Annotated in this window: 18 protein-coding genes and 1 tRNA gene; 9 read left to right on the top strand and 10 right to left on the bottom strand. The window is 69.1% G+C overall.

Going from position 1 to position 20,896, the window contains the following annotated elements:
- Positions 1 to 523 precede the first annotated feature (523 nt).
- Together recG and HXX10_RS07120 are read left to right on the top strand one after the other, a co-directional pair.
- Positions 524 to 2,623, top strand: coding sequence for an ATP-dependent DNA helicase RecG (recG, locus tag HXX10_RS07125; protein ID WP_296521099.1), 2,100 nt, complete (start codon positions 524 to 526; stop codon positions 2,621 to 2,623).
- 178 nt (positions 2,624 to 2,801) lie between these two features.
- Positions 2,802 to 3,116, top strand: a complete 315-nt coding sequence (locus tag HXX10_RS07120) for an HdeA/HdeB family chaperone (RefSeq protein ID WP_296521097.1) — start codon at positions 2,802 to 2,804, stop codon at positions 3,114 to 3,116.
- Between the two features lie 142 nt (positions 3,117 to 3,258).
- Here HXX10_RS07120 and HXX10_RS07115 read toward each other — a convergent pair whose 3' ends face one another.
- From HXX10_RS07115 to glmU, 4 genes are all read right to left on the bottom strand, one after another.
- A complete protein-coding gene (locus HXX10_RS07115) occupies positions 3,259 to 3,801 on the bottom strand; it encodes a hypothetical protein (protein ID WP_296521094.1) in 543 nt (180 codons plus the stop codon).
- A 5-nt stretch (positions 3,802 to 3,806) separates the two neighbouring features.
- Positions 3,807 to 4,580, bottom strand: a complete 774-nt coding sequence (locus tag HXX10_RS07110; RefSeq protein WP_296521125.1) for a DUF502 domain-containing protein — start codon at positions 4,578 to 4,580, stop codon at positions 3,807 to 3,809.
- A gap of 135 nt (positions 4,581 to 4,715) precedes the next feature.
- Positions 4,716 to 6,539: a glutamine--fructose-6-phosphate transaminase (isomerizing) gene (glmS, locus tag HXX10_RS07105; protein WP_296521092.1), complete on the bottom strand. Its 1,824-nt coding sequence runs from the start codon at positions 6,537 to 6,539 to the stop codon at positions 4,716 to 4,718.
- A gap of 244 nt (positions 6,540 to 6,783) precedes the next feature.
- Positions 6,784 to 8,148, bottom strand: a complete 1,365-nt coding sequence (gene glmU / locus HXX10_RS07100) for a bifunctional UDP-N-acetylglucosamine diphosphorylase/glucosamine-1-phosphate N-acetyltransferase GlmU (protein WP_296521091.1) — start codon at positions 8,146 to 8,148, stop codon at positions 6,784 to 6,786.
- Between the two features lie 199 nt (positions 8,149 to 8,347).
- On the opposite strand from glmU, the gene HXX10_RS07095 reads away from it, so the two are divergent.
- Positions 8,348 to 9,337, top strand: coding sequence for a hypothetical protein (locus HXX10_RS07095; protein ID WP_296521089.1), 990 nt, complete (start codon positions 8,348 to 8,350; stop codon positions 9,335 to 9,337).
- Between the two features lie 78 nt (positions 9,338 to 9,415).
- Positions 9,416 to 9,793, top strand: a complete 378-nt coding sequence (locus tag HXX10_RS07090; protein ID WP_296521087.1) for a hypothetical protein — start codon at positions 9,416 to 9,418, stop codon at positions 9,791 to 9,793.
- On the opposite strand, the gene HXX10_RS07085 is transcribed toward HXX10_RS07090, so the two are convergent.
- Positions 9,756 to 11,366, bottom strand: a complete 1,611-nt coding sequence (locus tag HXX10_RS07085) for a beta-(1-6) glucans synthase (RefSeq protein ID WP_296521085.1) — start codon at positions 11,364 to 11,366, stop codon at positions 9,756 to 9,758. The two genes, HXX10_RS07090 and HXX10_RS07085, sit on opposite strands and share 38 nt — an antisense overlap.
- A gap of 230 nt (positions 11,367 to 11,596) precedes the next feature.
- Here HXX10_RS07085 and HXX10_RS07080 point away from each other — a divergent pair, with 230 nt between their 5' ends.
- Together HXX10_RS07080 and HXX10_RS07075 are read left to right on the top strand one after the other, a co-directional pair.
- Positions 11,597 to 12,160 carry a beta-1-3, beta-1-6-glucan biosynthesis protein gene (locus HXX10_RS07080; RefSeq protein ID WP_296521083.1) on the top strand — a complete coding sequence of 188 codons (564 nt, stop codon included), beginning with the start codon at positions 11,597 to 11,599 and terminating at the stop codon, positions 12,158 to 12,160.
- Between the two features lie 190 nt (positions 12,161 to 12,350).
- Positions 12,351 to 15,008 (top strand): glycosyltransferase, encoded by a 2,658-nt coding sequence (locus tag HXX10_RS07075; protein WP_296521081.1) that lies wholly within the window; start codon positions 12,351 to 12,353, stop codon positions 15,006 to 15,008.
- Between the two features lie 190 nt (positions 15,009 to 15,198).
- Here the strand turns inward: HXX10_RS07075 and HXX10_RS07070 are convergent, their stop codons facing one another.
- Positions 15,199 to 16,371 carry a M20 aminoacylase family protein gene (locus HXX10_RS07070; RefSeq protein ID WP_296521079.1) on the bottom strand — a complete coding sequence of 391 codons (1,173 nt, stop codon included), beginning with the start codon at positions 16,369 to 16,371 and terminating at the stop codon, positions 15,199 to 15,201.
- A 225-nt stretch (positions 16,372 to 16,596) separates the two neighbouring features.
- Between HXX10_RS07070 and HXX10_RS07065 the strand changes: the two genes are divergently transcribed.
- The 3 genes from HXX10_RS07065 (at position 16,597) to HXX10_RS07055 (ending at position 18,203) form a co-directional block, all read left to right on the top strand.
- Positions 16,597 to 16,672: transfer RNA gene (locus tag HXX10_RS07065), tRNA-Lys, on the top strand.
- A 144-nt stretch (positions 16,673 to 16,816) separates the two neighbouring features.
- Positions 16,817 to 17,041 carry a DUF3222 family protein gene (locus HXX10_RS07060; RefSeq protein WP_296521078.1) on the top strand — a complete coding sequence of 75 codons (225 nt, stop codon included), beginning with the start codon at positions 16,817 to 16,819 and terminating at the stop codon, positions 17,039 to 17,041.
- Between the two features lie 370 nt (positions 17,042 to 17,411).
- Positions 17,412 to 18,203 (top strand): DUF2189 domain-containing protein, encoded by a 792-nt coding sequence (locus HXX10_RS07055; RefSeq protein ID WP_296521076.1) that lies wholly within the window; start codon positions 17,412 to 17,414, stop codon positions 18,201 to 18,203.
- A 176-nt stretch (positions 18,204 to 18,379) separates the two neighbouring features.
- On the opposite strand, the gene HXX10_RS07050 is transcribed toward HXX10_RS07055, so the two are convergent.
- From HXX10_RS07050 to HXX10_RS07035, 4 genes are all read right to left on the bottom strand, one after another.
- The gene (locus HXX10_RS07050) at positions 18,380 to 18,823 is read right to left on the bottom strand and encodes a hypothetical protein (RefSeq protein WP_296521073.1); all 444 of its coding nucleotides are present in this window, start codon (positions 18,821 to 18,823) and stop codon (positions 18,380 to 18,382) included.
- Between the two features lie 350 nt (positions 18,824 to 19,173).
- Positions 19,174 to 19,671: a MaoC family dehydratase gene (locus HXX10_RS07045; protein ID WP_296521071.1), complete on the bottom strand. Its 498-nt coding sequence runs from the start codon at positions 19,669 to 19,671 to the stop codon at positions 19,174 to 19,176.
- A gap of 220 nt (positions 19,672 to 19,891) precedes the next feature.
- Positions 19,892 to 20,365 (bottom strand): hypothetical protein, encoded by a 474-nt coding sequence (locus tag HXX10_RS07040; protein ID WP_296521069.1) that lies wholly within the window; start codon positions 20,363 to 20,365, stop codon positions 19,892 to 19,894.
- Between the two features lie 223 nt (positions 20,366 to 20,588).
- Positions 20,589 to 20,840, bottom strand: coding sequence for a hypothetical protein (locus tag HXX10_RS07035; RefSeq protein ID WP_296521067.1), 252 nt, complete (start codon positions 20,838 to 20,840; stop codon positions 20,589 to 20,591).
- Positions 20,841 to 20,896 lie beyond the last annotated feature (56 nt).

The raw sequence follows: 20,896 nt of genomic DNA, 5'->3' as shown, positions 1-20,896 counted from the left end.
CGGCGCCGCGTGCATCGAGCACCGGATTGCCGGCCGACCGATGTCTGTCGCCATCGTCATGCACCGGGTGAGCCATGCATATGCGCCAAGGAGCCGAACGCACCCGCCAAGTCGCCAGGTCGCCCGATACGATAAGTCAAGCGCCCAAGACGTTTGGCGCGAAGACCCGCAGCCGAAAGATCGGGAAAAAGCCGACGGACCTCACGTCCAGCTCCTGGTACGAGAAGGCTGGGTTGTCGGTCGCGATCCCGATCGACCGACGCGACTGTCGCTGAACGGGGCGGCGACGCCGGGGTGAACTGCCGGCCGGGGTGCGGTATAGGGCAAGGACCACGACCGCGTAAGCATGCCCGGCCGCCCGGCTCTCTCCGACGGAGCTCCACACTCCTCTCAGTCCCGCGCAAGCGCGAATCCAGCCGTCTGGACGTCTGGGGCCCGGCTTTTGCGGGGACGAGCGGAAGAAGCCGCGAGAGCAAATCCGGACCGAGCGTCGCTGCGCCACAGCGGACCACGGACCGAACCCTTGCGACCGGATGCATTGAATCCCCTGTTCGCCGCCGTCACGACCCTGCCGGGGATCGGGGCGAAGATGGAGCGGCTGTATCGTCGGCTGCTCGGCCGCGACGACGTCCCGCGCGTGCTCGATCTCCTGTTCCATCTGCCGAGCGGCGTCGTCGATCGGCGGTCCCGTCCCGTGCTGCGCGACGTGAAGGTCGGCCAGGTCGCGACCGTCGCCGTCACGGTCGAGCGCCACCGCCCGCCTGCCCCCGGCCGCTCGCGCGCGCCGCATCTCATCTATGCGAGCGACGGCACCGGCGACCTGATCATCACGTACTTCAAGGCGCGGCCCGAGGTGCTGGAAAAGCTGCTGCCGGTCGGCGAGACGCGCTGGGTGTCGGGCACGGTCGCCCAGTACGACGGCATGCTGCAGATGGTGCATCCCGACCGGGTGGTGTCGGAGCAGGATCTGGCAAAAATGCCGGCCGTCGAGCCGGTCTATCCTTTGACCGAAGGGCTGGCCATCTACGGCGTGCGCCGCGCCATCGAGGCGGCCGTGACGAAGCTGCCGGCGCTGCCCGAGTGGCAGGACCCGGCGTTCCTCGTAAAAATGCGCTTTCCCGCCTTCGCCGATGCGCTGCGCACCGTGCACCGGCCCGCCGTCCCCGAGGATCTGGCGCCCGAGCAGCCGGCCTGGTCGCGGCTCGCCTATGACGAGTTTCTGGCCGGCCAGCTCGCCCTGATGATGGTGCGGGCCCGGATGAAAAAGGCGGCCGGGCGCAGCACCGCCGGCGACGGGCGCCTGCGTGAAAAGCTCGCCGCCGCCCTGCCCTGGTCGCTCACCGGCTCGCAGGCCAAGGCGGTCGCCGACATCGCCGCCGATCTGGAAAAGCCCGAGCGCATGCTGCGGCTGCTGCAGGGAGACGTCGGCTCGGGCAAGACCGTGGTCGCGTTGTTCGCCTGCTCCGCCGCCGTGGAGGCCGGCAGCCAGGCCGCCATCATGGCGCCGACCGAAATCCTGGCCCGACAGCATCTGAAAACGATCGCGCCGCTCGCGGAAAAAGCCGGCCTGCGCGTCGCCATCCTGACCGGTCGCGAGCGCGGCCGCGAGCGGTCCGAGACGCTGCAAAGGCTCGCGGACGGCGAGATCGATATTCTGGTCGGGACGCACGCGATTTTTCAAGACGAGGTGACGTTCAAGGATCTGGCGCTCGCCGTGGTCGACGAGCAGCACCGCTTCGGTGTCCACCAGCGGCTCGCGCTGGCGCAAAAGGGCCGCGCCGTCGACGTGCTGGTGATGACGGCGACGCCGATCCCGCGCACGCTCGTGCTGACCTACTTTGGAGACATGGACGTCTCCGAACTCCGCGAAAAACCCGCCGGGCGAAAGCCGATCGATACCCGCACCATCGCGCTCGACCGGCTCGACGACGTGGTCGCCGCGGTCGGCCGGGCGCTTCACGACGGCCGGCAGGTCTACTGGGTGTGTCCGCTGGTCGAAGAGTCCGAGACCATCGACCTCGCCGCGGCGGAAGACCGTTTTCGCGACCTCTCGGGCGTGTTCGGCGACACGGTGGGACTCGTGCACGGAAAGATGCGCGGCTCCGAGAAGGACGCCGCGATGGCGCGCTTTTCCGCCGGCGAGACCACCCTCTTGGTCGCCACCACCGTGATCGAGGTGGGCGTGGACGTGCCGCGGGCGAGCGTCATGGTGATCGAGCACGCCGAGCGCTTCGGCCTCGCCCAGCTTCATCAGCTCCGCGGCCGCATCGGCCGCGGCGCGGAGAAATCGACCTGCCTGCTGCTCTACAAGGCACCGCTCGGCGAAGCGGCCAAGGCGCGCCTCGCCACCATGCGCGACACCGAAGACGGCTTCCGCATCGCCGAAGAGGATTTGAAGCTGCGCGGCGAAGGCGACGTGCTCGGCACTCGCCAGAGCGGCCTGCCGGGCTTTCGCGTCGCCCGCATCGAGACGCACGGCGGGCTCCTCGAAGCGGCCCGCGACGACGCCGGTCTGGTACTGTCGCGCGACCCTGATCTCAAGACAGAGCGCGGCCAGGCGCTGCGCACGCTGCTCTATCTGTTCGGCCGCGACGAGGCCGTGCGGCTGCTGCGGGCCGGGTGAACCACCCGCTGGTCTCGACGCACTTCTGTCACATCACACGCTTGTGCACGAAGCGGTCACCATCCTGCGCCGAAAGAGAGGACAGCGACCCGACGTCTTCACCATAATCGCGCCGCCGCGAATCGCAGGCCGTGGCCAGGCGCCGCGCAAACCCCCGTCCAGCTCAGGAGCCCATTCCATGAAGGCCCGTCTCGCCCCCGTGACGACGCTGCTCTCTCCGATCCTCGTCGCCGCGGCCCTCGGTCTCGCCTCACCCGCCGCCGCCGAAAAGATCGACCTGTCGACCAGCACCTGCAAGCAGTTCCTCTCCAGCAGCAAGGACGACATCACGATCACGCTCGCCTGGCTCGACGCCTACTACAAGGACGAGGACGCGCCGCCCGTGATCGACTCCGACAAGCTCGCCGAGAACGCCAAGAAGCTCGCCGAATACTGTGTCGCCAACCCGACCATCGGGCTGATCACGGCCGCCGACAAGCTGTTCGACAAGTAGGTCCAACGGCACGAGCCATCGACTCGTCATTCGCGGGCTCGACCCGCGAATCCATCCTCGAAACATGTTTATTTCGAAGCGATGGACCGCCGGATCAGGTCCGGCGGTGACGGCCTGGGCGGATAGGCACCCTTGCCCTCGGCTATGGCTCTGATCGCACCAGCATGGCGCGGTAACGCTCGTGAACGACCGCTATCGGCGTGCCGTCGGGCAGGTCCAGGATCGCCCGGTGCTCGAGGACGTGCAGCGGGGGCGCGGGCCCGTCGACGGCTTCGCGCGCGGCAAAGCGAACCAGGAAGGTTTTTCGGCGCGGCTCGAGTTCGCAGATCGCCTCCCCGAACGGCGTGTCACCGAGCAACCGTTCGTGCATGGCCGGTGTCAGGCGGTCGGCGAAATACCAGTTGGCGGCGTCGACCAAAGTGATGCCGCCCAGGCGGATGTCGACCCGGCGGAAGACGAGGCCGCGCGGGTCGCCGCCGAGCAGCGCCAGACTGTCGGGATCGAGCGGTTCGGGCGCGGGCGCCTCGTTCCGGCGAACCACGATCGTCCCGTCCGCGATGCCGCGTTCGCGACACCACGGCTCCAGCGCCCGGGTGGCGAGCGGCGTGGCGAGCAGCCGCTCACTCAGCTCCTCGGCCGCGCGAAAACCGCGCGACAGGCCGCGATCGAGCACGTCCTGCAACATGAACTTTACCCGGCCGTGGCCGTCGCCTTCTCGGCGGTCCCGGCCGGAGCCGGATCGGCCGTGCCGGAACCGCCTGCCTGCGCCGCCTGGGCCGCCTGGACGGTCTGCGCGGCGGCGGCGAGCGCGGCGAGCTTCTTCTGCCCGTCATTGCCGTTCGGCTGGATCATGCCGGCCGACATGACCAGCTTGGCGGCGGCCTCGACCGTCATGTCGAGCTCGATCAGCTTGCTGCGCGGCACATAGAAGAAGAATCCGGTGGTCGGATTGGGCGTGCACGGCATGAAGGCGGAGACGTGCTCCTCGGGCGGCAGGCGGTCCGACACCTGCTGGCCCGGCGAGACCGACAGAAACACCAGCGACCACATGCCGGGCGACGGGAACTCGACCAGCCCGACCTTGCGGAAGCTCGACCCGGTCTCCGAGAACAGCGTCTCGAACACCTGCTTGAGCCCCTTGTAGAGCGAGCGCACCAGCGGCATGCGATCGAGCAGCCGCTCGCCGAACTCGACCAGGGTCCGCCCGACCAGGTTGGCGGTGAGGAAGCCGAGCATGGTCAGGGCCACGAACGCGATGATCAGCCCGGAGCCGGGAATGACCCAGGGCAGATAGGTCTCGGGCCGGTACTGGACCGGGACGAGCGGCCGCACCAGCGCGTCCACCCAGGTGACGAACGACCAGGTCAGCCACGCCGTGATGGCGAGCGGCCCGGCCACCACCAGGCCGGTGAGGAAGTAGTTGCGCAGGCGCGCCCCCGCGCCGAGCCCCGGCCCCGGAAGCACCGGCTTGTCGGACGTCGTCTTGGGCTCGGCGGTGGACGGCTTGGGCTTGGGCGTCTCGGTCACGGTGATGGGACCCTGTGTCGTCACGGTCGAGGATCGGCGCGGCACGGCGCCGCCGTGGCGGCCGAAACGAGTCTATTCGACCGTGACGGACTTGGCGAGGTTGCGGGGCTGGTCGACGTCGGTGCCCATGATGACGGCGGCATGATAGGCGAGCATCTGCACCGGCAGGGCATACACCATCGGTGTGACGGAGGCCGGCATGTGCGGCAGCACCAGGGTGGCGAGCGAGTCGACCGTCGCCTCCTTGGCGCCCTGCGGGTCGGTCACCAGGATGATGCGTCCGCCGCGCGCCGCCACCTCCTGCATGTTCGACACGGTCTTCTCGAAGACGCGGTCGTGCGGCGCGATGACGATCACCGGGATGGTCTCGTCGATCAGCGCGATCGGGCCGTGCTTGAGCTCGCCGGCGGCGTAGCCCTCGGCGTGAATGTAGGAGATTTCCTTGAGCTTCAGCGCCCCTTCGAGAGCCAGCGGATAGCTGGTGCCGCGGCCGAGATAGAGCACGTCGCGGTTCTTGGCGATGTCGCGGGCGAGCTTCTCGATCGTCGGCTCGAGCGCCAGCGCCGCCGTCATGTGGCGCGGTACCTCGATCAGCGCCCGCACCAGCCGCCGCTCGTCCTCCTCGGACAGATTGCCGCGGGCGCGCCCCGCCGCGATGGCCAGGCAGGCCAGAACCGTGAGCTGGCACGTGAACGCCTTGGTCGAGGCGACGCCGATCTCGGGGCCGGCCAGCGTCGGCATCACCACGTCGCTCTCGCGCGCGATCGTCGAGGTCGGCACGTTGACGACGGAGATGACGTGCTGGCCGTTCGCCTTGGCGTGGCGCAGCGTCGCCAGCGTGTCGGCGGTCTCGCCCGACTGCGACACGAAGACCGCGAGATTGCCGGCCGCGAAGGGCGCATCGCCGTAGCGCAGCTCGGAAGCGATCTCGACCGCGACGGGCAGCCGTGCGAACCGCTCGAACCAGTATTTTCCGACCAGCCCGGCGTAATAGGCGGTGCCGCAGGCCGCGATGGTGACGCGCTGCAGGTCGCGAAAGTCGAAGGGCAGCTCGGGCAGCACGATCCGCTCGGCGGCGAAGTCGACGTAATGCGCCAGCGCGTGGCCGACCACCTCGGGCTGCTCGTGGATTTCCTTGGCCATGAAGTGGCGGAAATTGCCCTTGTCGACCAGGAAGGCCGAGGCCGACGACTTCAGCACATGGCGCTTCACCGGCGCGCCGGCCTCGTCGAAGATCTGGACGCCGCCACGCGTGAGCACGGCCCAGTCGCCGTCCTCCAGATAGCTGATGGTCGACGTGAAGGGGGCGAGCGCGATGGCGTCGGAGCCGAGATACATCTCGCCGTGGCCGTAGCCGATGGCGAGCGGCGAGCCGCGCCGCGCCCCGATCAGCAGGTCCTCCTCGCCCTCGAACAGGAAGGCGAGCGCAAAGGCGCCGCGCAGCCGCGGCAACGCCGCCTTGACGGCCTCGACCGGGCCGAGCCCTTTCGCCATCAGGTCGTTGACGAGATGAGCAACCACCTCGGTGTCGGTCTCGGTGGCGAAGTGGGCGCCGCGGCCTTCCAGCTCGCTGCGCAGCTCGTTGAAGTTCTCGATGATGCCGTTGTGGACGACCGCCACCCGGGCGCTCGCATGCGGATGGGCGTTGGTCTCGTTCGGCCGCCCGTGGGTCGCCCAGCGGGTGTGGCCGATGCCGATCGTGCCGGCGAGCGGCTCGCGCTCCAGGCGGTGCTCCAGGTTCTTGAGCTTGCCCTCGGCGCGGCACCGGGTCAGGTGCCCGTGCTCCAGCGTCGCCACCCCGGCCGAATCGTAGCCGCGGTATTCCAGCCGCTTGAGGGCGTCGACCATCTGGGGTGCGACCGCCTCGCGCCCGAGAATTCCGATGATTCCGCACATGGGAGCAGCACCTCTTTCCGGCAGCGGGATCGCCCGGAGGCGATCCGCGACCGGCACCGTGACGAGAGCTTAAAGCGGGTTCAGCAAAACTGGATTCCGGTTTTGCGTCCGAAAACGCTCCAATATTTTAAAGTTGGGGCGTTTTCTTCATGCGAGCCGGCCCCCGCTTTGCTCGACAACGCTCGAACAAGAACGAGACCGCAAGAACGAGACCGCCGAATGGCCTGCCCCGACGGCGGCGAGTTCAGGGCGGCGATCCGGGCTTTTTCTTGGCGGCCGCCGCGATCTTGCGCCAGCGCGCCGCCCAGCCTTCCTTGACGATCTGCCGGCCGCGCGCCACCGCGAGACCGTCCGGCGGCACATCTTTCGTCACCACCGAGCCCGACCCGACATAGGCGCCGTCGCCGATCTTCACAGGCGCCACCAGCGACGAGTTGGAGCCGATGAAGGCGCCGGCGCCGATGTCGGTGCGATGCTTGAGGACGCCGTCGTAGTTGCACGTGATGGTGCCGGCCCCGACATTCGCCTTCGCACCCACCCGGGCGTCGCCGATATAGCTGAGGTGGTTGGTCTTGGCGCCGGCCTCGATCGTGGACGCCTTGATCTCCACGAAATTGCCGACATGCACGTCGTTTTCCAACACGGCGCCGGGCCGCAATCGGGCGTAGGGACCGACCAGCGCGCCGGGGCCGACTGTCGCTCCTTCGAGATGCGAGAACGCCTTGATGACGGCGCCCTCCGCCACCGTGACGCCGGGGCCGAACACCACATAGGGCTCGATGACGACATCGCGCGCGAGCGTCGTGTCATAGGCGAGATGCACGGTCTCGGGGGCCGCCATCGACACCCCTCCATCGAGGGCGGCGGCGCGCAACCGCTGCTGCAGCACGGCGCCGACCTCGGCGAGCTGGGCCTGCGTGTTGACGCCCAAAACCTCGCTGTCGTCGTCGGCCGCCGTCGCGACGGCCCGCAGGCTGGCCGAACGGGCGAGCGCGACCGCGTCGGTCAGATAGAACTCGCGCTTGGCATTGTCGTCGCCGATGCGGTCGAGCAGCGTCAGGGCGTGGTCACCCGACAGGCCCATCAACCCGGCATTGCAGAAGCCGATCGCCCGCTCGGCCGGGCTCGCGTCCTTTTCCTCGCGGATGGCGACGAGGTCATCTCCGTCGGTCACCAGACGCCCGTAACCGGTCGGATTTTTCGGGCGAAAACCCAGCACCGACACGGCGGCGCCGGCGGCGAGCGGCGCCCGCAGGCCCTCCAGCGTCTCCGGCCGGATCAGCGGCGTGTCGGCGAAGGCGACCAGCACGTCGTCGGCGCCCCGTTCGAGCGCGGCGCGGGCGGCCAGCACGGCATGCGCGGTGCCGCGCCGCTCGGCCTGGACGAACACCTCGGCCTCCGGCGCCAGGCTTTTCACCGCCGCCGTCACGGCGTCGGCGCCGGGCCCGACCACCACGGCGATGCGGCTGCCGGTCGCCTGCACGGCGGCCAGCACATGGGCGATCAACGGCCGGCCCGCGATCGCATGCAGAACCTTCGGCCGGGACGCGCGCATGCGCGTCCCTTCGCCGGCGGCGAGAACGATGGTCAGGCAGGATCGCGCCGGCATGGAGTCTCCTCGTGGCGCCCGGACGGTGCGCCCTCATAGCCTGCAAAGGCGCCAGCGAAAAGCGGCATCGAGGATTGTCCCGAAGCGGCGAGGGCCGCGGAAATCTGGTAAATATCCGTGACTTGATTCGAAGTTTTAGAGCGTCATGGCGGACCGGCCCCGACAACGACTGATCGACGACGGCGACGAGCGGGTCGACATGAGTCCTCTGCTGCGGCTGGTCGCATGGGGCATCGCCGCGTCCGGCGCTCTGGCGATCGCCGTTCTGGCGGCCCAATCCGACATGGGCGAGCGCCGGGTCGCCGCCGCGACGGCACCGCTTGCGGCCCAGACCGAGGCGGCCCGCGCCGCCACGGCGCAGGCGATGGTGCGGGCGCTCGACGCCGAACGCGAGGCCAAACGGCTCGGCGACACGGTGCGCAGCCTCCAGGCCGACCGCGACAAGCTCGCCGGCCGGTTGGCGGCGCTGGAAACCAGCGTCGAGGATCTCACCGGCTCGATCGCCCAGGCGAACCGCCGCAGTCCGGTCGGGTCCGACCTGTTCATGGTGCCGCCTGGGACCCCGCCGGCCTCGTTCAAGCCGCCCGAACCCGCGGCGGCACCGAAATCCCTGGCGGCCGCGGCCGAGGCGCACCCGCCCGTCCCTGACCCGCGCGCGCTGCCGCCGATCGAGCCGCGCGAGGCGCCGGCTCCGCCGCCCACCACGGTGGCGACCGCCGTGGTGCCGCCGACAATGGTGGATCCCGTGGTCCCATCGGTGGTCGGTACGGTGGCCGGCATGGACCCGAGCGAGATCCCGCTGCCCCGACCCAACCCGCTGGCCAACAACCTCGCCACCCAGGCGGCGGCGACCCGGACGCCGCCGCCCATGGAGGCCCCCGCCCCGGCCCCGGCCCCGGACACCGGAAACAAGCGCTTCGCCATCGAGATCGGCGGGCCGGCCAGCATCGACACGCTGCGGGCGCTGTGGACCAAGGTTCGGGAAGGCCAGTCGGGCGATCTGGTGGCCGATCTGAAACCCGCCATCGCGCTGCGCGACGCCGCCAAGCCGGGGCTCGTCGAGATGCGGCTGGTTGCCGGGCCGGTGCCGACCTCGCTCGCCGCCGCACGGTTGTGCGCCTCGCTCTCCATCAGCGGCATCGCCTGCCGGGCGACGCCCTACGAAGGCCAGATGCTGACGCTGCCGTGACCCCGGCGAGGCGATGCCCTTCAAGATGGGCTCCGAAGCCGCTATACGGACCGGTGTCGCCCTCAGCCCAGGCCCCGCATGCGTCCACGCTTCCTGCCCTCCTGTCGCACCACCAACTGGCTCCTCACGGTCGGCTTCCTGGCGCTCGGCTACGCCTTCTACGTCCGCTATCTGGTGATCGAGAACACGCCGGTCGGGCTCGCCTGCGACGCCGGACAGCAGAGCACCGTCTGTCTGGTGCGGCTGGTGGCGACCCGGCTGTTCAACGTGCAGGTGTTCGGCTGGGTGGCGCTGGGGGCGGCGCTGATCAACCTGATTCGCCCCGCCGTGCCACTGTTCGGCCTGGCGCTCGCGGCGACCGCGCTCGGGCTCGTCCTCTACAATGCCGGGCTCGCCGGCGTCGCCGCCGCGGTCCTGTTCATGAGCCTGGCGCGACCCGCACGCGACGAAGCGTGACGGCGAGCGCCACCAGGCAGACCGTCAGCCACACCGCCTGCCAGTTCGCCGGCGTCTCGTTGAAGACGATGAACACGGCCGAGAGGCCGAGCACGACCGCGATCGCCGTCTCGGCCGGCCCGCGCAGGCCGGGTCCGGCCGGCTGCAGCACGGCGAGCAGCAGGAACGGCACCGTGCCGGCCGTCAGGGCCGCAAACGGAAAGTCGCGATAGCGCGGATCGAACACGAGGCCGAGCGCCGTCTGCACGGCCAGCACCGCCACCAGCACCAGGAGCCAGGCGCCGGCGGCGACAAGCGGATCGGCGGCGCGGTCCTGGCGGGCGCCGAGCGCCAGCACGAAGGCCGGCGGCCGGGCGCCGCGCACCATCAGGGCGGCGCCGATGATCGGGGCCGCGATGGCGGTCACGGCCAGCGCCGTGCCGCGAAAAACGCCGCCCCAGCCGAGGCTCTCGACCATGATCTTCTCGGCCGCCCAGCCGGTCAGCATGCCGGCCGCGAGCGCGTCGACGGCGACGGCGACCCACACGACCGGGGCAAGCTTGCTGCGCCCTGCCCCGGCCGAGACGAAGGCGGCGGCAAACACGGCCAGCACCACGGCGAGCCCGAGCCCCGCCTGCCGCGGCCAGTCCGGATGGTCCGACACCGGCTCTCCGACGACGAATTTCGGCGTGCGACCGGCATCGGTCAGCAGGCCCCAGTGGCCGCCGACCGTGCCCTCGAGGATGCGCTTCCAGGGCTGATCGAAAGCCTCGATCACATTGACCCGAAAGCCGCCCCGCCCGGCCCGCGCCAGCACGTCCTGCACCACCAGCGCCTGGTTGGAGAGCGACGGCAGCGCGCTCTCGCGCATGCGGCCGGCACTCGGCCAGCCGACCTCGCCGACCAGGATATCGCGGCCGGGAAAGACCGCGGCAACGCGCCGCACGATCGATTCGACATGGGCGCCCGCCTCGGCGGCCGGGATCGGGATGTCCTCCCAGTAGGGCAGGATGTGGATGGTGATGAAGTCGGCGACATTGGCGAGGTCGCGGTTGCGCAGCCAGAACTCCCAGACATCCGCATAGGTGACCGGCACCGGCACGGCAGCCTTCACCTCACGGATGATGGCGCCGAGATCGACGGCCGACAATTCGCCGCGCAGCAGCACCTCGTTGCCGACCACGATGCCGGTGATCACCTGGGGAAAACGCTTGGCGAGCGCGACAGTGCCGTCGATCTCGGCGCGGTTCTTCTCGCGATGGCTGCTCAGCCACAGGCCCTGCAGCACCTTCAGGCCGTGCCGCTCGGCGATGGCCGGAATCTGGTCGAGCCCGTGCTGGATCGAATAGGTGCGGATGCACTTGGTCACGGGCGCCAGTCGGGCCAGGTCTTCCTCGATCTGCCAGGGCTCGACCCGGATGCTCTGGTCGAGCGGGTTCTGGGCGCCGCGGAACGGCGAGTAGGACACGCATTCGAGCTTGCGGTCGCCCGCCGCCTGCGCAAACGACGCCATCGGCACCGGCCAGCCGAGCCACCACCAGAAGGCGGCCACGAGCGCGGCGGCGATCACGAGCAGGCTGAGCGGGAGACGCATGGAGGGTCCGTGCTGGAGGCCGCGGTGAAAGGCAACCGTCAGGGCCTAGCGCGCCGTCGCCGCCGCGCCAAGGGGGCGTACGAGGCGGCGTTCGATCTGCGTTCGCCTGCGCGGCTCACGAGGAGCAGAACGGCGCGCGGACAAGTGGACAAGTCGTTTGTTCCGTCGCAAGATTGACATTGTCGCCATGCCGTAATGCCGCTCCGGTCCGCGATGGCGTGTGCGCCGTCATGGACGATCTCGCCCAGAATCACAGCATCGTCATGCCCCTTCCTGGTTTGCGCGTCGCTGCCGTTGCCGTCTCAGCAGCGGTCATTTTTCTTGCGCCTTGCCTCGGTCCCGCCTCTGCCCAGGCGCCCGAGCAGAAGCCTCCTGAACAGACCGCACCGCCGCAGCCGCAGCCACAACCGACGGCGCCGGCGCAGCCCGGCGACGCGGCGCGAGCCGAGCGCAAGACCCGCGCCGACCAGACCGTCGAGGCGGGGCGTGCCCTGCAGGGTCCGGCGGCGGCGGCCGAATGCGTCTGGCTCGGCGAGCGGGTGGTCGGCCTGCTGTGGCGCGACGACCTCGACACGGCGTTCCGGCACCTCGAGCTGTACGACCGCTTCGGCTGCCCGGGCGGTCACGTTCAGACGACGTTCAGGTGCGTCGTGCGACAGGGGAACATCGATCCCAAAGCGACCGAAACACTGAATGCGCGCGTCCATGCTTGCTGGCTCGACCCCGACTTCGTCCCGGCCCCTGCGGCCGCGGCCGCAGCGCCTCCCGCGCCGCAAGGAACGAATGCGCGTTAGAGTCGTTTACGGCTCATTGTACATGCGGCGCACGGTGGTCGGGTCGCCCTGAATTCGCCATGTCCAAAGTCTACTTGAACGTGCCGGCGCGGTATCCATATGGTGCAGCGCAAGGGCATCCCCGGTCCCGGTCGAGCCTAGGGGACAGGCTCGAGACCGCTTACCTCCGCCCCATTCGGTAGAACAGGCCATGCGCTCCGTCGCTGCCGTGGTCGCGCTCGTTGCGTGTGTGCACGCGGGCGCGTGGGCCATTTGGCAAAGTCAGACGTCTGCTCCCAATGTCTCCGGGCCGCTGACCAGCGTCTCTTACTCGCCCTTCGAAGGGCATCCGGAGGACGGCAACCGGCCGACCACCGCGTCGATCCGAAACGATCTGAAGACGCTGTCCCCCTACACCCGCGCGATCCGAACCTATTCGGCGACCGGCGGGGCCGAGCTGGTGCCGCCGATCGCCGCCGAATTCGGTCTCAAGGTCGCGGCCGGCGCCTGGCTCGACAAGAACCGCGACCGCAACGAGCGCGAAATCCGCGCCGTGGTCGACATGGCCCGCAAGAACCGCAACATCAACGCCATCGTGGTCGGCAACGAGGCGATCTACCGCGACGACTTCAAGATCGACGAGCTGATCCGCTACATCCAGCAGGTCAAGCGCGAGGTCGGCGGGTCGGTGCCGGTGACCACCGGCGAAATCTACTCGACTTGGCTCGATCATCCCGAGCTGGCGTCGGCCGTCGACTTCATCGCCGTCCACATTCTTCCCTACTGGGAAGGCTTCTCGGCGACCGAGACCGTGGATCTCGCGGTCAACAACTACTTCAAGCTCCGCCAGGCCTTCCCGGGCAAGCGCATCGTCATCGCCGAGTTCGGCTGGCCGAGCGCCGGATACAACCGCCGCGCGGCGGAGCCGGGCCGCATCCTGCAGGCGACTCTCCTGCGAGATTTCGTCGCACGGGCCGAGGCGCTGGGCATCGACTACAACATCATCGAAGCGTTCGACCAGCCGTGGAAGACCTTCGAAGGCAGCGTCGGCGCCTACTGGGGCCTGTTCGACGCCGCCCGCCAGCCCAAGTTCGCCTGGACGGGACCGATCTACGATCCGGCCTTCGTGACGGTCGCGGCCGTCGCCGTGGTCGCCGGCTTGGTCATCTCGCTGCCGATCCTCTTCCTGGCGGGCGCCACCCTGCTGCAGGCACTGCTGCTCGCCGTGTTCGCCAATGCGGTCGGCGCCTGGGTCGGCGTCATCTGGGACTACTGGAGCGGCCACTACTTCGTGGTCGGCTCGGCAATCGCGCTGGGCGTCGGCCTCTTGATGATGATCCCGCTGGTCGTCATCGCCATGTGGAAGATCGACGAGATCGCGGCGGTGCTGTTCGGCCGCCGCCCACAGCGGCTGATCCCGGCCGGCCTGAAGGCGCCGGAGGGCTTCGCCCCCAAGGTGTCGATCCATGTGCCGGCCTATTTCGAGCAGCCGGAGATGCTGAAGGCGACGCTCGATTCGGTGGCGCGGCTGGACTACCCCAACTTCGAGTGCGTGGTGGCGATCAACAACACCACGGATCCGGCCTACACCGGCCCGATCGAGGAGCACTGCCGCCTGCTCGGCGATCGCTTCAAGTTCCTGAACCTCCAGAACGTGACGGGCTTCAAAGCCGGTGCGCTGCGCATCGCCATGCAGCACACCGCGCCGGACGCCGAGATCATCGGCCTGATCGACGCCGACTACACGGTCGCGCCCGACTGGCTCAAGGACATGGTGCCGGCCTTCGCGGATCCGCAGATCGGCCTCGTACAGGCCCCGCAGGACCATCGCGACGGCGAGAAGACCCCGCTGCACAAGATCATGAACGGCGAGTATGCCGGCTTCTTCGACATCGGCATGGTCCAGCGCAACGAGGTCGACGCCATCGTGACGCACGGCACCATGTGCCTGATCCGCCGCGCCGCCATGGACGACGCCGGCGGCTGGTCGAGCGACACGATCTGCGAGGACACGGATCTCGGCCTCACCATCTTCGAGCAGGGCTGGCGCGCCCTCTACACCAACCGGCGCTACGGCCACGGCCTGCTGCCCGACACCTTCGAGGCGTTCAAGAAGCAGCGCCATCGCTGGGCCTATGGCGGCTTCCAGATCGTCAAGAAGCACTGGCGGCGTTTCCTGCCCGGCGTGAGCAACCTGACGTCGGCGCAGCGGCGCGAGTTCGCGCTCGGCTGGCTGAACTGGATGGGCGCCGAGAGCCTCGGCGTCGTCGTCGCCATGCTCAACCTGATCTGGGTGCCCGTGGTCGCCTTCGTCGGCATCGCTATCCCTGACAAGGTACTGACCATCCCGATCCTGGCCGCCTCGGTGGTCTCGATGCTGCACTTCGCGACCCTCTACCGGGCCCGCGTCGGCATCGGCCCGGCGCATGCGACCGGCGCCATGCTGGCCGCCATGGCCATGCAGTGGACGGTCGCCAAGGCGGTCGCGGCCGGCCTGATCAAGGACCACCTGCCCTTCGTGGTCACCGCCAAGGGCGGCAAGGCCAAGAAGCGGATGTCGTTCCCGGCCTTCGACGAGGCGGTGTTCGGCATCCTGCTGCTGATCGGCGCACTCACGGTCTACGTGACCAATTACGAGAGCGTGCGCGAGGTGAACCTGTTCGCCGTCGTCCTCGTGGTGCAGAGCCTGCCGTTCCTCTCGGCCGTGGCGCTGGCCGGGCTCGAGGGCTCGCGGCTCAACGACTTCGCCTTCTGGCGCAGCCTGCAGGCCCGCACCGCCGAGCTCCTCGGTCTCGCCCCGGCGCAGCCGGCGGCCCGCCTCGTCGAGCCGTCCGTGACGGCCGACAAGGGCATCGAGCCGGCGCAGTAAAACTGCTGCTCGAACGATCGCACAGAAACAAAGGCCCGGCTCGCGCCGGGCCTTTTTGTTTGCGATCCGTCATTCCGAGGCGCACCGCAGGTGCGAACCCGGAATCCAATCACGACCGCGGAGTTCTTAGCTGGATTCCGGGTCCGGCGCGTTGCACCGGCCCGGAATGACGGCCTGAATGCCAGCAATCTCACCCCGGCAGCGCGGTCTCGACCAGGCGGACCCAGTAGGAGGTCCCGAACGGGATGACGTCGTCATTGAAATTGTAGGACGGGTTGTGCAGGCCGGCACTGTCGCCGTTGCCGACGAACACGAAGGCGCCCGGGCGCTTCTGCAGCATGTAAGAGAAGTCCTCGGCCCCCATGAAGGGCGGAATGTTCGGGTCGACATTGTCGGCCCCGATCACGTCCGCCGCGACGGCGGCGGCGAACTCCGCCTCGCGGGCGTGGTTCACCAGTACCGGATAGCCGCGCCGATACTCGAACCGCGCCTTGGCGCCGTAGGCCTCGGCGATCGCCGGGATCATGTGGGTCAGCCGCTTCTCCAGGAGGTCGCGCACCTCCGGCGCGAGGCTGCGGGCCGTGCCCAGAAGCTTGGCGGTCTGCGGGATGACGTTGTCGGTGTTGCCGGCCTGGAACATGCAGATCGACACCACGGCGTTCTTCAGCGGGTCGACGTTGCGCGACACGATCGACTGGATCTGGTTGACGATCTGGGAGCCCACCAGGATCGTGTCGATGGCGAGGTGCGGCCGCGCCGCGTGGCCGCCGACGCCCTCGATATCGATGTGCAACGTGTCCTGCGCCGCCATGATCGGCCCGATGCGGGTGGCAAAGCGGCCGACCGGCTGGCCCGGCCAGTTGTGCATTCCGTAGACCTCGTCGATGCCGAAACGCTCGAACAGGCCGTCCTCGATCATGGCGCGGGCGCCTGCCCCGCCCTCCTCGGCGGGCTGGAAGATCACCACGGCCGTGCCGGCGAAGTTGCGGGTCTCGGCGAGATGGCGGGCGGCGCCGAGCAGCATCGCGGTGTGGCCGTCGTGGCCGCAGGCGTGCATCTTGCCGGACGTCGTCGACTTGTAGGGAAGGTCGTTCGCCTCCTCGATCGGCAGCGCGTCCATGTCGGCGCGCATCCCGATCACCTTGCCGGGCGAACCGTTGCGCTTGGCGCCGCGGATGACGCCGACCACGCCGGTGCGGCCGATGCCGGGCACCACCTCGTCGCAACCGAAGGCCTTCAGCTTCTCGGCAACGATCGCGGAAGTGCGCGGCAGGTCATAGAGGAGCTCGGGATGCGCGTGAAAATCCCGCCGCCATTCGGTGATCTCGGCATGCAGGTCGGAGACACGGTTGACGATCGGCATCGGCATCCTCGTTCGGTCGGCAGCTCGAGCCGAGTATCGCGCGCGGGACGGTGGATTGCCACACACGGACCGGTGCGCGCCGGCGTCGTCATGCCCGGGCCGCGTCCGACGCATCGGAGCACCGCGGGGGGCGGCACCGCAGCAGGCCAGAGCGGCCTGCGAAGCCGTCGCGCAGCGTCTGCGACTTGCCACTGCGGCGCCGGGTCTTTACACACGCTGGCGCAGGAGCCCGTAGCTCAGTCGGTAGAGCACGTGACTTTTAATCATGGGGTCCCGGGTTCGAGTCCCGGCGGGCTCGCCAGCAAAACGACGAATTTCAAAGCGGAGCGCGACTCGTTGGAGTCGGCCGATCTCTCGCTCCGTTCAGGACCGGCCTCGGACCGAGGCAGATCCTTCGGACTCGCGGCGGTCCTGGACCACCGCGGATAACCACGGAACACCGACAATGCCCGAACTGACCGCAGACGATGCCCGCAAGATCGCCACCGCCCTCTTGAAGACAGCCATCGAGACCGTCTCCGAGGAGGACGGCGGCGCCCGCAACCAGTGCAAGCTGTGCGGCGCCTCCGTGCCGTGGGCGCAGACGGGCGACACGATCGTGCACAAGCCCGACTGTCCGGTCGTGGTCGCGCAGAGCGTGCTGGCGCGGCCTCGGCCGCACGGCGTCTAGACGCGCGCCGCGCGTCGTCCGTTTCGTTTCCGCCGGATTGCCGTGACGACCCGGCGGACGGGATTGCGTCACCATCCGCGTGCCCTCGCCCCTCGGTGCGATGGCACGCGCCGAGGGGCGGCACCTGCGGCATTCGGACCGCCCTGCCCGTCTCCTCCCGCCGTCCCGCGCGCGGCGCGATCGTCCGTCCATCGGTATCTGCGTGCGGTCGCGATGCGACAAAACGCGCGGTTGTGCTGCCGTGTTCGTGATGCCGCGTGACCGCCGCCGACGGCTACCCTGCGAGACTGGACAGGCGACGCGCTGCAAGCGGCCGGCCGAGCCGCATCGTCGCCGCCACCGAATCCTTGCCGTCTCGAGGGAGGAGACCATGGCCACGCTCCACGTCTTCGCGGGTTCGATCGAGCAGCCGGTGCGGCCGGCAATTCGTCGGATCGGCCTCGCCGACCTCGGCGACGCGCTCCGCCGCGGCCTCGATGATTTCCGCGCCATGCCGAGCCACGTCATCTTCCTCAGCATGCTCTATCCGGTGGTCGGCCTGGTGCTGGCACGGCTGAGCTTCGGCTACGACGTGGTGCCGCTGCTGTTCCCGCTGGTCGCCGGCTTCGCCCTGCTCGGACCGTTCGTGGCGCTCGGCCTCTACGAGCTCAGCCGCCGCCGCGAGCAGGGCCTGCCGGTGCGCTGGACCGACGCCTTCGGGGTGCTGCGCTCGCCCTCGCGCGATTCGATCGCGCTCCTGGGCGGCCTGCTGATGGTGCTGTTCGTGATCTGGCTGGCGGTCGCCGAAAGCCTTTACCAGGGCCTGTTCGGTTATGGCGCGCCGAGCTCGCTGTCGGCTTTCGTGACCGACATTTTCGGCACCCCGCACGGCCGGACCCTGCTGCTGGTCGGCAACGGGATCGGCTTCCTGTTCGCGCTCGCGGTGCTGGTCGTCAGCGTGGTGTCGTTCCCGATGCTGCTGGACCGCGACGTCGGGGCGGTCACGGCCGTGCAGACCTCTGTGAGGGCCGTGGCGACCAATCCGATCGCCATCCTGGCCTGGGGCCTGATCGTCGCCGTGTCGCTGGCGCTCGGCGCCCTGCCGTTCTTCATCGGCCTCGCCGTGGTGCTGCCGATCCTCGCCCACGCCACCTGGCATCTCTACCGCAAGGTCGTGGCTTAGGACGGACGTTCGGGGCACCACGGCGACGAGCGGCTCGACGATCGGTCGAGAGCAATACGTCGCGGGCAATACTCGGTCGCGAGTGAGTCGCGAGTGATCGGTCGCGATAAACTGGTTGCGCAGCAATTTACGGCGCGGCGGGCAGACGCCGCGCTCCATCCGGCGAGGCAACCGCCTCAGCCGCCCGCCGGCGCGCTGATCTCGTCCGGCCCGCAGCCGCGCAGCGCGCTGAGGATGCTCAACGTCGTCGCGTTCGGACAGTAGTTGCGCCAGTCCTGCCACCCTGGATCGGAGAACTCGTCGCCGAGATCCCGGGCGCAGCGTGCCGGAACGCTGCAGGTGGCGCACAGCTTGCGCAACACGCTGAACGCCCGCGGCTCGTTGCAATAGAGCTCGTCCGGATCGAGGCGCAGGGCCCGCATGCGCCGGCACAGAAGCAGATCGTCCACGCCCGCGTCGGTTGCCGGCTCGACGCCGAAATCGACCTCGAACTCCGACGCGACATGACCTCCGACATTGCTGGTCGAGAGCGAACCCGTGGCTGGTGCACCGAGCGGCCGGCCGTTCCTCATGCGCAGGATCGCGGCGAGCTCGCCCCAGGCTTCAGGTGGAGGAGTCATCCGACTCTCCTCTTGGAGGAAGCGCGTCGACCAAAAGTGAAGTCCGGTTTTGGGTCCGAACGCGCTCCGAGAGTCCATCGACAGAGCGTCTTCTCCACACGAACCGGTTCTCACTTCGCCTGAGGACGCTCCAACTACCCCTTCATCTCCGCGTGCACGCACAAGTATACACGCTCTCTCACATCCGGCTAATTCAAACGCCGTATGTGACTGTCGCACGCTGTTATGCGGCTCGCTGAGACGCCCACGCGCGCCTTCCCGGGACCGCGACTTGTGTCGCGGCGCCGCGGTTATGCGAGCGTCGGGAGCGGGCCGCCGTCATGGCTTCGACGCGTTTGAGCCTGCCGCCGTCACGCCTTGGGTGCGCCCGGCTTCGGGGCGTCCGGCTTCGGGGCGTCCGGCTTGGGCAGCCGCGACGGCACCTTCACCCAGGCGTCGCCGTCCAGCACCACCTCGCCCGCCACCGTGCAGGTGCAGGCGATCCTGGCCCGGCACTTCTCCGGCATCAGCTCGGCGATCTCGAGCCGCACATGCACCACGTCGCCGATCCGCACCGGCCCCCGGAAGTTCAGGGTCTGCGAGAAATAGATCACGCCCGGGCCGGGCAGCCGCATGCCGAGCACGGCCGAGATCAGGCTCGCCGTGAAGACGCCGTGGGCGATGCGCGACTTGAACAGCGTGCCGGCGGCGTAGTCGGCGTCCAGATGGATCGGATTGCGGTCGCCGCTCACCTCGGCGAAGGCCCTGACGGCGGCGTCGGTGACGGTGCGCTGAAGGCTCTCGCTCATGCCGATGGCGAGATCCTCGAAAAACAGGCTGCGCGGCTCCAAAACGGTGTCGGCGTCCATGGTCCCACTCTCGTTGCAGGTCGTTCGCGTTGCGGGTCGGTCGCGTTGCATCAAACGGGTCAAGAGCACCATGGGATGTGGGCCGTGACAAGCGGTAACCCGGAGTGGCGCGGCGCTCCTGCCGGCCGCACACCAAAAAAGCGGGCCGCCTTTCGGCAGCCCGCTCGTCGATCGATCGCCATCGGCACAGCCGGGGGCCGTGCCAGTGCCGTCCCGCGGCTCAGCGCTGCGGAACGAAGCCGCCGCCACCGCCACCGCCACCCATGCGAGGGGGCGGGCCGCCATCACCGCCCACACGAGGCGGCGGGCCGCCGCCACCGCCCATACGCGGCGGCGGGCCTTGCCGATACATCGGGCGCGGCGGCGGGGGCGGACCGACGCGGCCCGGGCCCGGGCCGTAGTAGGCGCGCGGCGGCGGACCGCCATAGCTCCAGCCGCGCCAGCCCATCGGGCCACCCCAGCCGAAGCCTTGGCGCCAGGCGAAGCCGCAGCGATACCAGCCCGGCCCGCGCCAACCACCCGGGTACCAGCAATATTCGGCGCCGCCGTAATAGTACTGGACGGTCTCGCCGATCGCCGCGGCATCCGCGGCTGCGCCGAGCCCTGCGGTCGCGCCGAGCGGCGCGGCCTGAAGGCCCGGACTGAACGTGATCGCGGCGGCAGCGGCCGCCAAGGCAATCAAGTGACGACTCATTCGTGTCCTCCGGTGAGATGCACACAATAATGCATTAAAGGCTCGGACGTTTCGGCATCGGCGGCCTATCTTGGCGAGACGCCCGGGCGGGTCGTCGCAGACGCAGCCGCGGCGGCGCACGATGTCGGCGTGCCGCAGAGCGTGAATGGCTGGCTCGTTCGCTGGCCCATGAACGGGCGCTTTCGTCCCCTGCACCGCCCCCCGCGGCGGATCCTCATTCTGGTCAGTCGTGGCAGCCGTCGGAGAGGTTCATCCGAATCTTGTGCCCGCCCGAAGCGGCGACACCATGGCGTGCATTCCCCTCCATCACCCGCGCCGACCGCTCCGAACGATCTTTGAAATGCCGATCCTCGTCCCGGATCGGTGTCCCGGTAGTCCGGATGAACAGCCGAAAAGCATCGCAGCCGACGAAGGAGCTGTTGCCTAATTTCTGATCTTTGACCTGCACGCGACTGCAGCAGATGAATAGCTGCATCGCAAAATTTGAGGGTTTCGCTCCCATTTCAGCAACTTATTTATGCAACAACAAGC

Origin of the sequence: Rhodoplanes sp., assembly GCF_013377085.1 — a bacterium.
Lineage (GTDB): Bacteria > Pseudomonadota > Alphaproteobacteria > Rhizobiales > Xanthobacteraceae > Rhodoplanes.
Note: the sequence above shows the minus strand (reverse complement) of the source record. Positions and strands in the feature narration are given on the sequence as shown.

Coding starts and splice junctions, on each gene's coding strand:
- HXX10_RS07085 (WP_296521085.1), bottom strand. CDS start 11,366: ATGCGTCTCCCGCTCAGCCTGCTCGTGATCGCCGCCGCGCTCGTGGCC.
- glmS (WP_296521092.1), bottom strand. CDS start 6,539: ATGTGCGGAATCATCGGAATTCTCGGGCGCGAGGCGGTCGCACCCCAG.
- HXX10_RS07045 (WP_296521071.1), bottom strand. CDS start 19,671: ATGGACGCCGACACCGTTTTGGAGCCGCGCAGCCTGTTTTTCGAGGAT.
- HXX10_RS07070 (WP_296521079.1), bottom strand. CDS start 16,371: ATGCCGATCGTCAACCGTGTCTCCGACCTGCATGCCGAGATCACCGAA.
- HXX10_RS07035 (WP_296521067.1), bottom strand. CDS start 20,840: ATGCAGCTATTCATCTGCTGCAGTCGCGTGCAGGTCAAAGATCAGAAA.
- HXX10_RS07095 (WP_296521089.1), top strand. CDS start 8,348: ATGAGTCCTCTGCTGCGGCTGGTCGCATGGGGCATCGCCGCGTCCGGC.
- HXX10_RS07090 (WP_296521087.1), top strand. CDS start 9,416: ATGCGTCCACGCTTCCTGCCCTCCTGTCGCACCACCAACTGGCTCCTC.
- HXX10_RS07040 (WP_296521069.1), bottom strand. CDS start 20,365: ATGAGTCGTCACTTGATTGCCTTGGCGGCCGCTGCCGCCGCGATCACG.
- HXX10_RS07120 (WP_296521097.1), top strand. CDS start 2,802: ATGAAGGCCCGTCTCGCCCCCGTGACGACGCTGCTCTCTCCGATCCTC.
- HXX10_RS07080 (WP_296521083.1), top strand. CDS start 11,597: ATGGACGATCTCGCCCAGAATCACAGCATCGTCATGCCCCTTCCTGGT.
- glmU (WP_296521091.1), bottom strand. CDS start 8,148: ATGCCGGCGCGATCCTGCCTGACCATCGTTCTCGCCGCCGGCGAAGGG.
- HXX10_RS07075 (WP_296521081.1), top strand. CDS start 12,351: ATGCGCTCCGTCGCTGCCGTGGTCGCGCTCGTTGCGTGTGTGCACGCG.
- HXX10_RS07050 (WP_296521073.1), bottom strand. CDS start 18,823: ATGACTCCTCCACCTGAAGCCTGGGGCGAGCTCGCCGCGATCCTGCGC.
- HXX10_RS07055 (WP_296521076.1), top strand. CDS start 17,412: ATGGCCACGCTCCACGTCTTCGCGGGTTCGATCGAGCAGCCGGTGCGG.
- HXX10_RS07115 (WP_296521094.1), bottom strand. CDS start 3,801: ATGTTGCAGGACGTGCTCGATCGCGGCCTGTCGCGCGGTTTTCGCGCG.
- HXX10_RS07060 (WP_296521078.1), top strand. CDS start 16,817: ATGCCCGAACTGACCGCAGACGATGCCCGCAAGATCGCCACCGCCCTC.